At 38.3% G+C, this 16,244-nt stretch carries 14 protein-coding genes; 12 read left to right on the top strand and 2 right to left on the bottom strand.

Annotated features, from left to right (window positions below; genetic code table 11):
- Window positions 1-16 precede the first annotated feature (16 nt).
- From mraY to ileS, 12 genes are all read left to right on the top strand, one after another.
- Window positions 17-979 carry a phospho-N-acetylmuramoyl-pentapeptide-transferase gene (mraY, locus tag P7D84_RS07925; RefSeq protein ID WP_311805903.1) on the top strand — a complete coding sequence of 321 codons (963 nt, stop codon included), beginning with the start codon at window positions 17-19 and terminating at the stop codon, window positions 977-979.
- A gap of 15 nt (window positions 980-994) precedes the next feature.
- Window positions 995-2,359, top strand: coding sequence for a UDP-N-acetylmuramoyl-L-alanine--D-glutamate ligase (murD, locus tag P7D84_RS07920; RefSeq protein ID WP_311801189.1), 1,365 nt, complete (start codon window positions 995-997; stop codon window positions 2,357-2,359).
- Window positions 2,360-2,368: 9 nt separating this feature from the next.
- Complete coding sequence (gene murG / locus P7D84_RS07915) at window positions 2,369-3,460, top strand: undecaprenyldiphospho-muramoylpentapeptide beta-N-acetylglucosaminyltransferase (protein ID WP_311805901.1); 1,092 nt, start codon at window positions 2,369-2,371, stop codon at window positions 3,458-3,460.
- A gap of 9 nt (window positions 3,461-3,469) precedes the next feature.
- Complete coding sequence (locus tag P7D84_RS07910) at window positions 3,470-4,567, top strand: cell division protein FtsQ/DivIB (RefSeq protein ID WP_311805899.1); 1,098 nt, start codon at window positions 3,470-3,472, stop codon at window positions 4,565-4,567.
- 166 nt (window positions 4,568-4,733) lie between these two features.
- On the top strand, window positions 4,734-6,059 hold the full coding sequence (gene ftsA, locus P7D84_RS07905) for a cell division protein FtsA (RefSeq protein ID WP_311800232.1): 1,326 nt from the start codon (window positions 4,734-4,736) through the stop codon (window positions 6,057-6,059).
- 132 nt (window positions 6,060-6,191) lie between these two features.
- Window positions 6,192-7,430: a cell division protein FtsZ gene (ftsZ, locus tag P7D84_RS07900; protein ID WP_311805898.1), complete on the top strand. Its 1,239-nt coding sequence runs from the start codon at window positions 6,192-6,194 to the stop codon at window positions 7,428-7,430.
- 14 nt (window positions 7,431-7,444) lie between these two features.
- Window positions 7,445-8,122 (top strand): YggS family pyridoxal phosphate-dependent enzyme, encoded by a 678-nt coding sequence (locus tag P7D84_RS07895; protein ID WP_311800230.1) that lies wholly within the window; start codon window positions 7,445-7,447, stop codon window positions 8,120-8,122.
- 9 nt (window positions 8,123-8,131) lie between these two features.
- A complete protein-coding gene (locus tag P7D84_RS07890) occupies window positions 8,132-8,749 on the top strand; it encodes a cell division protein SepF (protein ID WP_311801187.1) in 618 nt (205 codons plus the stop codon).
- A gap of 13 nt (window positions 8,750-8,762) precedes the next feature.
- The gene (locus P7D84_RS07885) at window positions 8,763-9,038 is read left to right on the top strand and encodes a YggT family protein (RefSeq protein ID WP_311800228.1); all 276 of its coding nucleotides are present in this window, start codon (window positions 8,763-8,765) and stop codon (window positions 9,036-9,038) included.
- Between the two features lie 12 nt (window positions 9,039-9,050).
- Window positions 9,051-9,833 (top strand): YlmH family RNA-binding protein, encoded by a 783-nt coding sequence (locus tag P7D84_RS07880; protein WP_311800227.1) that lies wholly within the window; start codon window positions 9,051-9,053, stop codon window positions 9,831-9,833.
- A gap of 19 nt (window positions 9,834-9,852) precedes the next feature.
- Entirely contained in the window at window positions 9,853-10,557 is a 705-nt protein-coding gene (locus P7D84_RS07875; RefSeq protein ID WP_311800226.1) for a DivIVA domain-containing protein, read from the top strand.
- 346 nt (window positions 10,558-10,903) lie between these two features.
- A complete protein-coding gene (ileS, locus tag P7D84_RS07870; RefSeq protein WP_311805896.1) occupies window positions 10,904-13,690 on the top strand; it encodes an isoleucine--tRNA ligase in 2,787 nt (928 codons plus the stop codon).
- A gap of 105 nt (window positions 13,691-13,795) precedes the next feature.
- On the opposite strand, the gene zwf is transcribed toward ileS, so the two are convergent.
- Together zwf and efaR are read right to left on the bottom strand one after the other, a co-directional pair.
- Window positions 13,796-15,310 carry a glucose-6-phosphate dehydrogenase gene (zwf, locus tag P7D84_RS07865; RefSeq protein ID WP_311805894.1) on the bottom strand — a complete coding sequence of 505 codons (1,515 nt, stop codon included), beginning with the start codon at window positions 15,308-15,310 and terminating at the stop codon, window positions 13,796-13,798.
- Window positions 15,311-15,486: 176 nt separating this feature from the next.
- Window positions 15,487-16,134, bottom strand: coding sequence for a transcriptional regulator EfaR (gene efaR, locus P7D84_RS07860; protein ID WP_311800223.1), 648 nt, complete (start codon window positions 16,132-16,134; stop codon window positions 15,487-15,489).
- Window positions 16,135-16,244: the final 110 nt, after the last annotated feature.

Raw genomic sequence — 16,244 nt, 5'->3', positions numbered from 1 at the left:
GACTGGAGAGAAAAAAATGCAACCGGCACAATTTTTTATTGCCTTTGCCAGTAGTTTTGCAATTACTGTAGCAGGCATGCCCTTTATAATCGGCTATTTTAAAATGAAAAAACAAGGTCAAGAAATTCGTGGGGACGGTCCTAAATGGCACAATTCAAAAGCGGGAACACCGACAATGGGTGGGCTAGGATTTTTGACCGCTGCTGTAATCACGGCAATCTGGTTCAGTCTTTGGACACAAACAATGACGACTTCACTAGTGATTTTAGTGTTTGTTCTATTGTTATATGGAATCATTGGATTTTTAGATGATTTCATTAAATTAACAAAAAAACAAAATGAAGGACTGACTTCAAGACAAAAATTCATCGCGCAAGTCGTTGTAGCGATTATCTTCTACCTTGTCTATCGGATGGAAGGATATCCTAATACATTGAATTTCTTCGGCATTGATTTGCCGCTAACTATCTTTTATGGCTTGTTTGTAATTTTTTGGCTGGTTGGTTTTTCCAACGCAGTAAACTTAACGGATGGTATCGATGGATTAGTCTCTGGATTAGGGACAATCTCATTTGCAACTTACGGAATCATTGCATGGAATCAACAACAATATGAAATCTTGATCGTTTGCTTAGCTGTAATGGGCGGATTGGTCGGTTTCTTCCCATACAATAAAAAACCGGCGAAGATTTTTATGGGTGATGTAGGTTCACTTGCCTTAGGTGGCTTGTTAGCAGCGGTGTCAATCCTCTTGCATCAAGAATGGACATTGTTATTAGTTGGTCTAGTTTATATTTTTGAAACAGCTAGCGTGATTATTCAAGTCACTTCCTTTAAAATGACAGGAAAGCGTGTTTTCAAAATGTCACCATTGCATCATCATTTTGAAATGTCTGGCTGGTCAGAGTGGAAAGTCGATACGGTGTTTTGGGCAATCGGACTCATGGCATCCATTATTGTTTTATTGATCGTACTGTAGGAGATGACTAAGGAAATGAAACAAATTAAACAATATGAAAACGAAAGAGTATTAGTGTTAGGATTAGCAAAAAGCGGATTTAGTGCGGCTAAGTTATTAAATGACTTAGGCGCACTTGTTACGGTCAATGACGGGAAGCCTTTTGAAGAAAATCCCGAAGCGCAAGATTTACTAGAACAAGGAATCCGAGTAATCACGGGACATCATCCTATCGAATTATTAGATGAAGATTTCGCTTTAATGGTAAAAAATCCTGGAATCCCTTATGATAATCCGTTAGTAGCAAAAGCAGAAGAATTACATATCCCTATTTTGACTGAAGTAGAATTGGCTTATCAAGTTGCTGAATGTCCAATCATAGGTATCACTGGAACAAATGGCAAAACAACGACCACGACTATGATTGGTCTATTACTGAATCAAGAACGCACAAAAGGAAAAGCATACTTAGCCGGAAATATTGGCTTTCCTGCTAGTGAAGTTGCTGCTAAAGCTACAGCAGAAGATGATATCGTGATGGAATTGTCAAGTTTCCAATTGATGGGGATTGATGGATTCAAACCGGAAATTGCAGTTATTACTAATATGTATGAAGCACATTTAGATTATCATAAAACTCGTGAGAATTATGTAGCAGCTAAGTGGGCGATTCAAGAAAATATGACATCGGATGATTATGTCGTCTTAAATTGGAACTCTGAAGAATTACAAGAAATGAGCAAACAAACCAGTGCCCAAGTTGTTCCTTTTTCAACAAAGGAGAAATTGGTAAACGGCGCTTATTTATTAGATGGTGGATTATACTACAAAGAAGAAAAAATTATGGATGCTGCTGAATTGGGAGTGCCTGGTGCACACAATATTGAAAATGCGTTAGCAGCAATTGCCGTAGCAAAATTAAAAGGTGTCTCTAATGAAGGAATCCGCACAGCATTAAGTACTTTTCATGGCGTGCCTCATCGGACACAATATGTAGATACAATCAATGGTCGTAAATTTTATAATGATTCAAAAGCGACCAATAGTTTAGCTACAGAAATGGCACTGAGCGGTTTTGCTAATGAACAGTTGATCTTGCTAGCTGGCGGTCTGGATCGCGGAAATGGTTTTGATGAATTGATCCCAGCTTTTAAAGGAATCAAAGCGATTATTTTATTTGGTGAAACAAAAGATAAATTAGCTGAAACAGCAAAAAAAGCTGGTATCTCAACGATTATTATGACTTCTAATGTTGAAACGGCTGTTCCATTAGCGTACGAACAAAGTGAAGTCGGTGACAGTATCTTATTATCGCCGGCAAATGCAAGTTGGGATCAATATCCGAATTTTGAAATTCGGGGCGATAAATTTATGCATGCTGTAAAGCAACTAGAAAAGTAGGGAAATAACATGAGAATACTTGTTACAGGCGGCGGCACGGGCGGACATATCTATCCAGCCTTAGCATTTATCCGCTACGTACAAAAAATCCAACCGGATTCTGAGTTTTTATATGTAGGAACACACCGTGGATTGGAAAATAAGATCGTGCCTGAAACAGGCATTTCTTTTAAAACCATTAAAATTCAAGGATTCAAACGAAAAATTTCGCTTGAGAATGTTAAGACCGTTCGACTGTTTCTTGAAAGTATCAAACGTTCGAAAGAAATCTTGCGTGAATTCAAACCAGATGTCGTAATCGGTACAGGCGGATATGTATCTGGTTCGGTAGTATATGCTGCTGCACATATGAAGATTCCGACGATCGTTCATGAACAAAATAGTGTCCCAGGGATTACGAATAAGTTTTTAAGTCGGTTTGCGGATAGAGTCGGCATTTGTTTTCCTGACGCAGCACAATATTTTCCACAAAATAAAACCGTTTTAGTAGGAAACCCTCGAGCACAAGAAGTTGTCGCTAGTGGAAAATCAGAAGTTTTGGAACAATACGGCCTGCTAGCTGATATTCCTACTGTGTTGATCTTTGGTGGTAGTCAAGGGGCTCTTAAGATTAACCAGGCAGTTATACAGGCATTACCTAAATTTTCACAAAAAGAATACCAAGTGTTGTATGCGTCAGGCGACCGTTATTATAATGAGTTGTCGGAAAAATTCGATGTAACAAAAATTAACCACAATCTTTCACTACAACCATATATAAAAAATATGACAGACGTTATGGCAAATGTAGACTTGTTGATTGGACGTGCTGGAGCGACATCGATTGCAGAATTCACAGCTTTGGGACTACCAGCAATTTTAATCCCTAGTCCATATGTGACAAATGATCATCAGACGAAAAATGCACAAAGTCTAGTGAATGCCGGTGCGGTCCAAATGATCACAGATGCGGAATTAACTGGTGAAAATTTAGTTGAAGCAGTTGATGAGATCATGGATAATGCCGAAAAAAGAGAGAGAATGGCCAAGGCTTCAAGACAAGAGGGTATTCCAGATGCTGCTGAACGTTTATGGTCATTGGTCAATGAAATCGTTAAATAATTTTTGGAGGTGAGGATCATTAGTCGTGAAGAGTTTCCAAAAGAAAGCAAAGAACAAGAAGAACAGCCGAAACAAGATCATTTAACACCATGGCAATTAGCAAATTTAGAGTATCTAAAACAAAAGGCACTTGAAAATAACGAGTCAGAAGTACCGTTGGAAAATTCTGAGCAATCGGATGAAACGTCAAACACTAGTGAACCTGCCGATGAAAAGCTTGAAGAACCAGAAGAAACTGTTAGTGAACCTTTAGAAGAGGATCTGGAAGAAGTTGAAGAAACTGCCAAAGGACCTAAAAATGGTTCGTTTTTAGAACGACTGCCTAATATCAAACATGAACGAAATCGTCGTTTAGTTCGCCGAGCTTCTATTTTGATCGGATTGTTCTCCATTCCAGCATTATTATTGTTGTATTATATCTCACCTTTGGCTAAACTGAGCGGGGTAAGCGTGGAAGGAAATGAACGAATCTCAGCAGAGACGATTGAAAAAGAACTTGGTTTTGCAGTCGGCGATAACTTGTGGCAACAATATTTTGATCGTAAAGATAAAGTAAAAACATTGAAAAAACAAGAATTACAAATCAAAGATGCAGAAGTCCATATAGAAGGATTCAATCATTTCAACGTACAAATTAAAGAATATCCTGAAATTGCTTATCTGGAAAGTGACGGTAAGTATTCACCGATTATTTCAAATGGAAAAATCATTCCGATTGAGGTTGAAAAAAGTGAAGGGGATCTGCCAATTTTAGAAAGCTTTACTGGACCAAAACGTATCCTAAAAGTACTTCAAGGGTATAAAAAATTATCTGAAGAAGTCAAACAAGGGATTTCTCAGATAAAATACGCACCTACGAATGAGAACAAAGAATTGTTGGAAGTTTTCATGAATGATGGAAACAAGGTTCTGGTAACAATCAATGATTTTGGGAAAAAAATGAATTATTATCCACAAATCGCTAAGGATATGGCTGACAAACAAATCAAAGGTGTTGTTGATATGGAAGCTGGGATATATAGTTATCCTTATGAAGAAGATACAACCGCTGAAAATCCGACACAAAACTCGGTAGATCAATCAGAAACACCAATTGTAAATGATTAAATTTATTACAAGAAAGTGTTGAATCTTCTTTTTCATTCTAGGGAAAATGTGTTAAAATTGAAGGCAGTGAATTACTTGCAAAAAATTATATTTCATGCTTGACAGTAAGTGAGAATATGGAAGCTGAATAAAGCATTTATTTAAAAAATAGGAGGGAATCCCATTCATGGCAAAAGCAGGAATGTATGTAGGCCTTGATATCGGGACAACATCGATAAAAGTTGTTGTTGCCGAGTACATCGATAGCCAAATGAATATCATTGGTGTTGGAAACGCAAAATCAGAAGGAATCAACCGTGGGATTATCGTAGACATTGATAAAACCGTACAGGCGATTCAACGAGCAGTAAAACAGGCCGAGGAAAAAGCTGGGATTCAGATTAAAAGTGTCAGCGTGGGACTACCTGCCAACTTATTAGAAGTTGAGCCATGTCAAGGTATGATCGCTGTTAACAATGAGTCAAAAGAGATTATGGACGAAGATGTTCGTAATGTCGCTTCAGCAGCAATGGTTCGTTCAGTTCCTCCTGAAAGACAAATCGTTGCGCTATTGCCTCAAGAATTTACTGTTGACGGCTTTGAAGGCATCAAAGATCCACGCGGTATGATTGGGGTTCGCCTTGAAATGTTTGGGCTAGTCTTCACAGGACCAAAAACAATCATTCATAACATTACAAAATGTGTGGAAAAAGCTGGATTATCTGTGGCAGAAACAGTGATTACTTCTTTAGCATTAACAGAATCTACTTTATCTGATGGCGAGAAAGACTTTGGGACGATTGTGATTGATATGGGTGGCGGTCAAACAACGACGGCTGTCATGCATGACAAGCAGTTGAAATTCACCCATGTCGATCAAGAAGGCGGCGAATTTGTCACTAAAGATATCTCTATCGTTTTGAACACGTCATTTAATAATGCAGAAGCATTGAAGATCAACTACGGGGATGCATATCCAAGTCGAACTTCTGCAGACGAAGATTTTCCAGTTGACGTTATTGGTAAAACAGAACCAGTTAAAGTTGATGAACGCTATTTAGCTGAGATTATTGAAGCACGTTTAGAACAAATTTTCCGTAAAGCAAAGGATGCTTTAGATGAGATTGAAGCGCTCGATTTACCCGGCGGTGTAGTTCTAACCGGTGGTGCAGCAAGTCTGCCTGGCGTGGTCGATTTGGCCGAAGATATTTTTGGAACGACAGTAAAATTGCACGTCCCTAATCAAATGGGCTTGAGAAATCCAGTCTTTACCAATGTCATCAGTATCGTTAATTATTCAGCAGAACTAAGTGATGTCTATCATTTAGCAAAATCAGCTGTAACGGGTGAAAAAGTGCCTCTATCTACTTCACCGCAAACAAGTGCTGTTTCAAATACACCAGTATATGATGATTATGAAGCAACCAATGACTATGAAGAAGAAACAAAACCAAAAAATGAAGAAAAAGTAAGTGGGAAGATTAAAGACTTCTTCTCTAATATATTTGACTAATTCACAGGAAAATAGTTTTTCTTTTGACTTTAGCAAAGCAGTTTAGTGGCATGATTTACGGATGAAAATGAAGATTTGCTTTTTCCCCTGAAAAAGTAATTACATTAGTATGAAGTAGGAGGAATAGAAAACATGGAATTCTCAATAGATAACAATATTAACGAAGGTGCGGTTATTAAAGTTATCGGTGTTGGCGGCGGCGGTGGCAATGCCATCAACCGTATGATCGAAGAAAACGTCAAAGGCGTTGAATTCATCGCATCAAACACTGATGTACAAGCACTTAAAAATTCAAAAGCAGAAACAGTTATCCAATTAGGACCTAAATATACGCGCGGCTTAGGAGCTGGATCACAACCTGAAGTTGGCCAAAAATCAGCTGAAGAAAGTGAGCAAGCTATCCGCGATGCATTAGAAGGCGCTGATATGGTCTTCATCACTGCCGGTATGGGAGGCGGAACTGGGACTGGAGCAGCACCAATCGTTGCAAAGATTGCAAAAGATCTAGGCGCTTTAACTGTTGGTGTAGTAACGCGTCCATTTAGTTTTGAAGGACCAAAGCGCGGCCGTTTTGCTGCTGAAGGAATTTCATTGCTAAAAGAAAATGTGGATACATTATTGATTATCTCAAACAATCGTTTACTTGAAGTTGTTGACAAGAAAACACCAATGCTTGAAGCATTCCGTGAAGCTGATAATGTTTTACGTCAAGGAGTCCAAGGTATCTCCGACTTGATCACAGCACCAGGTTACGTGAACTTAGACTTTGCTGATGTGAAAACAGTGATGGCTAATCAAGGAACTGCCTTGATGGGTATCGGTGTAGCTAGCGGAGAAGATCGTGTTGTTGAAGCAACGAAAAAAGCAATCTCTTCTCCATTACTAGAAACATCCATCGATGGTGCAGAGCAAGTGTTGCTAAATATTACTGGCGGTCTGGATATGACTTTATTTGAAGCACAAGATGCTTCTGACATTGTTGCAAATGCAGCAACGGGTGATGTGAACATCATTTTAGGAACATCAATCAGCGAAGAATTAGGCGATGAAATTCGCGTAACAGTAATTGCGACAGGAATTGATCCAACAAAAAAGGAGCGTATGGCTACTCGTAATACACAACGTGCTAGCCAAATCCAATCAGTTCCCCAAAAACAAAATTTAGATATTGAACCTACAAGAAATAATGAAAATCAATCAGCTTTTGGTGAATGGGATATTCGTAAAGAAGAAAATATCCGTCCGAAAGTTGAAGAAACACAATTCGACAATATCGAAAAGAAAGAATTTGAAACGTTCAATCGTGAAGAAGTAAAACCAGAAAAAGACGAAGAACTAGATACACCACCATTCTTTCGCCGTAGAAAATAAAAGGGGGAGAGCACATGATCGCTGAAAACTTGCATAGAATCGAGCAAGAGATTCAGGAGTCGTGTGCTCTTGTTTCACGTAATCCACAGGATATTACTATGGTTGCAGTGACCAAGAGTGTCGACTCCATGACAGCAAATGAACTTGTTGAATTGGGTGTTACTGATTTAGCAGAAAATCGAGTAGATAAATTACTAGAAAAAAAGCAGAATCTTTCTCAACATCAACAGCTTCATTGGCATCTTATTGGCAATTTACAGCGCCGCAAGGTAAAATTGATTATAAATGAAATTGATTACTTTCATGCATTGGATAGTTTACGTTTGGCACAAGAGATTCAAAAACGTGCGGAACGACCAATAAATTGTTTTATTGAAGTAAATGTTTCTGGTGAAGAATCAAAGCATGGCATCAAGCCAGAGGAACTTCATTCCTTTATTAAGGAACTTGCTGATTTGGATAAGGTCAAGATAGTCGGCTTGATGACGATGGCGCCTTATGAAGCAAGTCAGCAAAGTGTTCGCAAAATATTTGCTACATTGAAACAGCTTCAAGAAAGTGTGAAAAATCAAAACTTGCAGTACGCTCCTTGTACAGAATTGAGTATGGGGATGAGCCAAGACTTCAAAACGGCAATTGAAGAAGGTGCCACGTTTGTTCGGATTGGAACGGCACTATTTAAGAAAGGTTAGGTAAAGTTAATGGGAATTAGTCTAGCAAAGATCACTGATTTTTTTGGTTTAGCAGATGATGATATGTATGAAGCAGCAACACCTACTCCCAAAAAGCAGGTTAGCCGCCCACAAAAAAGCGTACCTAAAAAGGAACGTGTTCTAAAAGAACGTTCTACCTATCAAAAACAAGAACGTCCAGTAAAAGAAAGAGTTCAGCCGGTTGCGGAACCCACTGTGAATCGACGAGCTGAATCAGTCGTAAAAAAAGCAGAAAGCGCACCGAAAATAAATGAAAAAATTGTTTCTATGCCCAATAATAGTTCTCGGACACAGCGGCTCGCTCCTAAAATGGAAGAAAAGCGAAAAGACCGTATTTCTGTAGTTGAACCAAGAGCGTATAACGAAGCGATGACGATTGCAAAACGTGTGGGACAAGGTGAAGTAGTTTTGATCAACTTCCAATCTCTTGATGAAATGAAAGCACGCCGTGTAGTGGATTTTCTAACAGGAGTGGTCTTCATGATTGATGGCGACATCAAACGTGTGGGAAATGAAATGTTTTTATGTACACCAACAAACGTTGAGATTACGAATTCAGCGTTGAGTTCAATGGTTGATGATGATATTTATGGATTAGAAATGTAAAGGAGACGCTTATTTGAATTTGCTTATTACACTTTTCAATGTTTTGAATCGACTAGTTTATCTTTATACAATTCTATTAGTCGTTTATGCGTTGATGTCATGGTTCCCTGGAGCCTACCAATCTAAATTCGGACAGCTTTTAGGCCGGATTTGCGAACCGTTTTTGAATTTGTTTCGGCGGTTGCCTTTACAATTTGGCGGAATTGATTTTTCAATCATGGCCGCGATCTTAGCATTAAATATTGCGATGGAGGTTTTACAAAAAATTCTGATTAATCTTATCTATTAAGGAGGTGGCAGTATGAATGCAAATGTCTATCAGCACTTTAGACCAGAAGAGCATCCATTTGTTGACAGTGTTGGCGATTGGTTAGAACAAGTTGAAAGCCAATACGCTCCTTATTTGACGAATTTTTTAGATCCACGACAAGCTTATATCTTAGAAACTTTGATTCGCGAAAACAGCGATTTAAAATTTTCTTTCTACGGTGGCTATGAACAAGCTGAACGCTGTCGTTGCATGATTTATCCGGATTATTACGAACCACAAATCGATGATTTTGAACTTGTAATGATCGAGATCAATTACCCGCAAAAATTTACAGAACTTTCTCATGGGAAAGTTTTAGGGACATTGATGAATGCAGGAATCAAACGTGATTATTTTGGGGATATTATTTCCGATGGGAATCGCTGGCAGATTTTCTTAGCGAAAGAATCTGCTAGTTATATAGAAAGTCAAGTTACTAAAATTGGTCGCGTGACGGTTCATCTGGAAGAACGTCCTTATACGGATATCATTGTACCAAAAGACAGCTGGACAGAAGAAATCACTACAGCGAGTTCATTGAGACTAGATGCGATTATTTCAACTGTTTATAATATCTCACGTCAGCGATCCAAACAGTTGGTCGAGGCTGGCAAAATAAAAGTAAACTGGTCTGTCAATGAACGTCCAGATTACTTGCTTGATTTATTAGATGTCGTATCGGTTCGTGGATTTGGTCGTATACAAATTCAAGGATTAGAGGGAAAGACAAAAAAAGAAAAATTCCGTTTGCGTTTAGGCGTTTTACGAAAATAAATTTATGAGGTGAACAAAAATGGCATTAACACCATTAGATATCCAAAATAAAAGCTTCTCCACTAAAATGCGTGGATATAACCAAGATGAAGTCGATGACTTTTTAGATATGATCGTTCGCGATTATGAAGATAGTATCGCAAAAAACCGTGAATTAGAAAAAGCATTGAAACATTCAGAAGAGAAATTAGAATATTTCAATGAGTTGAAAGAAGCGTTGAATCAATCTATTGTTGTGGCACAAGATACTGCTGATAAAGTAAAATCTTCTGCAAGCAAAGAATCTGAAGTAATCGTCAGCTCTGCTCAAAACCGTGCAGATGAATTGATTTCTAACGCAATGCAAAAAGCAAACTTATTAACAACAACTGCTGAAGATAAAGCAAAAGAGATTTTAACAGATGCGACTGCGAAAGCTCGTCAATTAGCTGCTGAAACAAATGACTTGAAAAAGAAGACACGGGTCTTCCATCAACAATTGTTGTTATTATTGGAAACACAATTGGATCAAGCACGCAGCGGGGACTGGGAAGAAATTTTGAAACCAATGTCAGCTTATGTTGGCAATGGTCATGAAGTTTTACGCGAAGTTTTATCTAATGAACTTGACAATGAGCCTGAGGTTGCAGTAGACTCAAATGAACCAATCGTTGATGATCAACCACAAGAAGATATGGGTTTGACGATTGATATTCCTGAATTGATTAAATCAGATGAAGACTAAGTTCTAGAACAGAAAAGCTAATTAGATTCATTCAGCGAGCCGATGATAGTGAAAGTTCGGCGGACCCTCTAATTGGAAAGATCCTCTAGAGTATTCGACTGTGAACAAGAGTAACAGCCGACGCGTCATTTGCGTTAACGATGATTAGAGGAAACTTAGGTTTCAAATTTTGGGTGGTACCACGACAAGCTCGTCCCTTTGCGGATGCGCTTGTTTTTTTTCGTCTAACTTATATTCGATAATAAATCAAGTTAGAAAGAATAATGAGTTATTATTTTAGCGTAGTGTAACTTAAGATTAGTTTTTTAAATTGATCTTTTAAAATAGAAAAAGGAGTCGATCGACAGTGAAGACAAAAGAAACACTTCAATTAGGAAAAACTGGTTTTCCAATGCGCGGAAACTTACCGAATCGCGAAGGTCAATGGGAAAAAGATTGGGAAGAAAATAAGGTCTATGAAAAACGTCAGAAATTAAATGAAGGCAAACCATCCTTTGTTTTGCATGATGGACCGCCTTATGCAAATGGGAACATCCACATTGGACATTCACTAAATAAAATCAGTAAAGACATCATTGTTCGTTCAAAATCTATGTCAGGTTTCCGTGCACCTTATGTCCCTGGTTGGGATACTCATGGATTACCTATCGAACAAGTGCTTACGAATAAAGGAATCAAACGCAAAGAAATGACGATGTCTGAATACCGTAAAAAATGTGAAGAGTATGCATTATCACAAGTAGATAAACAACGGGAAGACTTCAAACGTTTAGGTGTTGCGGGTGAATGGGACAAACCTTATATCACATTGACCCCAGATTATGAAGCAGCTGAGATTCGTGTCTTTGGTAAAATGGCTGAAAAAGGCTATATCTACAAAGGCCTTAAGCCAATCTACTGGTCACCATCTAGCGAATCTTCATTGGCAGAAGCCGAGATTGAATATAAAGATGTGAAATCACCATCTATTTTTGTAGCTTTCAAAGTAAAAGATGGTAAAGGAATCTTAGACACAGATACTTCTTTTGTTATCTGGACAACAACGCCATGGACATTGCCAGCAAACCAAGGGATCTCAGTGAATCCAGCCTACACTTATGTCGTTGTAGAAACAGCTGGAAATAAATATGTCGTTGCCAAAGATTTATTAGCTACGGTTGCTGAAGAATTAGACTGGACAGAACCTACAATCGTTAAAGAAGTTTCAGGTAAAGATCTTGAATACATGACGGCACAACATCCATTTTATGATCGTGAGTCATTAGTTCTTTTAGGGGATCATGTTACTTTAGATGCTGGTACTGGTTTAGTTCATACCTCTCCAGGACACGGGGAAGATGACTATTTTGCTTGGAAAAAATATCGTAACGATATTATTTCACCAGTAGATGATCGTGGTGTGATGACAGCAGATGCTCCTGGATTTGAAGGAGTCTTTTATGATAAAGCCAATCCGATGGTTACTGAACTTTTGAAAGAAAAGGGCGCGTTATTAAAACTAGATTTCTTCACCCATAGCTACCCTCATGATTGGCGGACGAAAAAACCGGTAATTTTCCGAGCAACACCGCAATGGTTTGCTTCAATCGATAAATTCCGTCAAGAAATTTTAGATGAAATTGAAAAAGTTGATTGGATTATTCCATGGGGAAAAACACGATTGTACAATATGATTCGCGATCGTGGTGACTGGGTAATCTCTCGTCAGCGCGCTTGGGGTGTTCCTCTGCCAATTTTTTATGGAGAAGATGGGGAAGCAATCATCACACCAGAGACCACAGAGCATGTAGCTCAATTATTTGCTGAACACGGCTCAAGTATTTGGTTTGAGCGGGAAGCAAAAGAGTTATTGCCAGAAGGCTTTACGCATCCAAGTTCACCAAACGGTAAATTTACAAAAGAAACAGACATCATGGATGTTTGGTTTGATTCAGGCTCTTCTCACGAAGCAGTTTTACGTCAACGGGAGAATCTAACCTTCCCAGCAGATATGTACTTAGAAGGTTCTGACCAATATCGCGGCTGGTTCAACTCAAGTATCACAACCAGTGTGGCGATTAACGGTGTAGCTCCTTACAAAGCAGTTCTTTCTCAAGGATTCACATTAGATGGAGAAGGACGCAAAATGAGTAAATCTTTAGGGAATACGATTGCTCCTGAAAAAGTAATCAAACAAATGGGCGCTGATATTTTACGTCTATGGGTCAGCAGTGTGGATTATGAAGCAGACGTTCGGGTTTCGATGGATATCTTGAATCAAGTGTCAGAAGTTTATCGGAAAATTCGTAACACAATGCGTTTCTTATTGGCAAATACAACAGATTTTGAACCGGAAGAACACGGTGTTGCTTATGAAAAATTGCGTTCGGTAGATAAATATATGTTGGTACGTTTGAATGAAGTAATCAAAACAGTCCGTGAAGAAGGATATGAAAAATACAACTTCACGCAAATCTATAAGACAGTTGTCAACTTCTTAACCGTTGATTTGTCTTCTTTCTACTTAGATTTTGCAAAAGATGTCGTATACATCCAAGCAGAAGATAGTTATGAACGCCGCTGCATGCAAACTGTTTTCTATCAAGCAGCCGTTGCATTGACGAAATTATTGACACCAATCATTCCTCATACAACAGAAGAAATTTGGACATATTTAAAAGAAGAAGAAGAATATGTTCAACTAGCAGAGTTGCCAAGTTATGAAGAATACCCAAATCAAAGCGAATTATTGGATACATGGAAAGCCTTTATGGACTTCCGCGATAAAGTTTTGAAAGCTTTAGAAGAAGCTCGTAAGGAAAAAGTAATCGGAAAATCATTGGAAGCAAAAGTGACGATCTATCCTAATGAACAAGTTGCGACCTTGTTAACGGCTTTAGATGCAGATTTAGCTCAATTATTGATTGTATCTCCAGACTCATTTAGTCTTTCAACAGAAGCAGCACCAGATACCGCTTTGGTATTTGATGATGTAGCGATCTTAGTTGAAAAAGCCGAAGGAGAGGTTTGTGATCGTTGTCGTCAAGTTCGGACGACCGTCGGTGAAGCCCCTAAATTACCAACTTTATGTGCGTCATGTGCCCATATCGTAGAAGAACATTATCCAGAAGCAGCTGCTGAAGGATTAGAATAGCAAAAAAACATGCCAGGAGAATTCTTGGCATGTTTTTTTTATAAAAGAGCGATGATCAGTGTGATCATCGCTCTTTTAAGTAAAGGATATTTCTATAAAGTGAGTTTATTTTAATTTTCCTCGTTCACGATACCATTGATCTGGTTGCCAAGCCCATTCGTGTCCATTTTTGGCTAAAAGATCGAAGGCACACTGCGGGCCCATTGTTCCAGCCGCATAATTAGGAAATCCTGGTGTAGTTTGATCCCAAGTATTGCGAATTCGGTCAACAATCTCCCAAGAATTTGCTACTTCATCCCAGTGGGAGAAGTTAGTGCCGTCGCCATGTAAGGCATCCAACAATAATTTTTCATATGCTTCCGGGCTGTTTTCAGTTACTTCAGCGCTTTGACGGAAATCTAATTTGACTGGTTCTGTATTAAACCCTTGCCCAATTTTTTTTCCGTTTAAGGTCAATGAGAATCCTTCTGTTGGTTGAATATAGATTGTCAAAATATTTTGCGGCAATTCTTCACCATCGGCTTCTGCTTGCTCAAAATTAAAGACATTGACAGGAACTTGTTTAAAGACGATATTGATTCGAGTCCCTTTTTCAGTCATTCGTTTTCCTGTTCGAACATAAAATGGAACACCGGACCAGCGGAAATTATCAATCAAAAATTTTCCAGCAACAAACGTTTCCATTAAAGAATCTTCAGCAACATTTGGTTCGTCACGATAAGCGCTGTATGTTTGATCATCTATCACACCAGCGTCATATTGTCCACGAACAAAATTTTGGAGAACTTCCTCAGAATCATACCGGCGAATGGCTTGGAGCACTTTGACTTTTTCTTCTCGGATTGATTGATTAGAAAAAGAGGTAGGGACTTCCATCGCTAACAACGCGACAACTTGTAAGATATGATTTTGTACCATATCTTTTAAAGCACCACTATGTTCATAGTAGCCGCCACGATCTTCTACGCCTAAAGCTTCAGAGAATGTAATCTGGACATTTTCAATATACCGATTGTTCCATAGTGATTCAAAGATATTGTTAGCAAAACGGATCACGGAAATATTTTGGATCATTTCTTTTCCTAAGTAGTGATCGATTCGGAAAATATCTTGTTCTGGAAATACGTTGCGGATTTGATCATTTAGTTTATTAGCTGAGTCATAATCAAAGCCAAAGGGTTTTTCAATCACTAAGCGGTTGTAACCAGTCGTTGTCAGAATCGCTTGGGATTTTAGATGATTGACGATTGTACCAAAGAATTGAGGTGCCATCGCTAAGTAATATATACGGTTGCCTTGTAATTGATAGGTATCATCCAATTGATCAGCTAATTCTTTTAATTGATCATAGTGCTCAGTGTCGTTGACATTGTGGGACAAATAGTAAAAATGATCAGAAAATTCTTGCGCTTCTTTGTCTGTAGGTGCCAAGTCTTTGATTGTTTCACGGACAATCTCCCGATAGTGTTCATCACTCCATGGTCGTCTAGCTGTACCAATTACAGCAAAATGATCTGCGAGATTTCCCTTTTTATATAGGCGAAACAACGAAGGATAAAGTTTTCGTTGTGCTAAGTCACCAGTACCACCAAAGATGGTGAATAATGCCGCTTGTTCCATACAATCCACTCCTAAATTATATAATATAGTCATTTTCAAATAAAAATGATTTTTTATTATCAGTCAATAAATATTAAGTTAGTTGTTTTCTCTTAAAAAGGCTGAGAAAACATTACTGATCACTTCTAGTTTCTTTAGAGATATACAGTGATCAATATGCAAGGTGATACAACGAATTACAGTGCGTCAACAAAAATCGTTGATGCCGCTTTGTAACTAATTGCCACTTCTTTTTGCTCATTTTGTAAAGTGATGGGTCCTTCATAAGCCGCAATACTTGTAATCGTATATTCTTCATGGATATTTACACCAAGATCCATCAAATAATCCAATAAATCTTTCTCATCCAAAACACGCGCAATTCGAACATTTGTACCTTCAGGATAGTTTATCAGCGTCTGACGATCATTTTCGTGAACGGTCTGTCCTTGTTGTGGAATCATTCCACCATGAGGGCAAAAGACAGGATGATTTAAATAATTATCCAATTTTTGTTCTAGTTGCGAAGATGTCACATGCTCTAATACTTCTGCCTCATCATGGACTTCATTCCATGAATAACCAAGGTGATCAACTAAGAAAACTTCCCACAAGCGATGCTTGCGAACGAGTGTACTGGCTTTTTCTAAACCGGTGGGCGTCAACTGAACACCTTGATAAGGAGAATGTTCAACAAGTTTTTCTTTGACTAGTTTATTGATCATCTCGCTGACAGAAGCTCCAGAAATGGACAAACCAGCAACGATCTTTTTATTGCTAACTTTTTCTTTATCGCCACCTAATTCTAATATTAATTTTAAGTAATCCTCACGATTTGGCGTCATTGATGTTCATCCTTTCATAACGAAGCATATCAGATTAAGTTTACCAAATAAATCTTTTTTTTTCCATTTGATTGGATTTTTCTTTAAAAATAGCAGATTAGTATAACAAA

The sequence above is a fragment of the Enterococcus dongliensis genome (assembly GCF_031927985.1).
Lineage (GTDB): Bacteria > Bacillota > Bacilli > Lactobacillales > Enterococcaceae > Enterococcus_A > Enterococcus_A dongliensis.
This window is presented reverse-complemented; position numbering and strand designations above follow the sequence as displayed.

Bases quoted from the DNA above. Each gene is read 5' to 3' on its own strand.
- mraY (WP_311805903.1), top strand. From the start codon at position 17: ATGCAACCGGCACAATTTTTTATTGCCTTTGCCAGTAGTTTTGCAATT.
- murD (WP_311801189.1), top strand. From the start codon at position 995: ATGAAACAAATTAAACAATATGAAAACGAAAGAGTATTAGTGTTAGGA.
- murG (WP_311805901.1), top strand. From the start codon at position 2,369: ATGAGAATACTTGTTACAGGCGGCGGCACGGGCGGACATATCTATCCA.
- ftsA (WP_311800232.1), top strand. From the start codon at position 4,734: ATGGCAAAAGCAGGAATGTATGTAGGCCTTGATATCGGGACAACATCG.
- ftsZ (WP_311805898.1), top strand. From the start codon at position 6,192: ATGGAATTCTCAATAGATAACAATATTAACGAAGGTGCGGTTATTAAA.
- P7D84_RS07895 (WP_311800230.1), top strand. From the start codon at position 7,445: ATGATCGCTGAAAACTTGCATAGAATCGAGCAAGAGATTCAGGAGTCG.
- P7D84_RS07890 (WP_311801187.1), top strand. From the start codon at position 8,132: ATGGGAATTAGTCTAGCAAAGATCACTGATTTTTTTGGTTTAGCAGAT.
- P7D84_RS07880 (WP_311800227.1), top strand. From the start codon at position 9,051: ATGAATGCAAATGTCTATCAGCACTTTAGACCAGAAGAGCATCCATTT.
- P7D84_RS07875 (WP_311800226.1), top strand. From the start codon at position 9,853: ATGGCATTAACACCATTAGATATCCAAAATAAAAGCTTCTCCACTAAA.
- zwf (WP_311805894.1), bottom strand. From the start codon at position 15,310: ATGGAACAAGCGGCATTATTCACCATCTTTGGTGGTACTGGTGACTTA.
- efaR (WP_311800223.1), bottom strand. From the start codon at position 16,134: ATGACGCCAAATCGTGAGGATTACTTAAAATTAATATTAGAATTAGGT.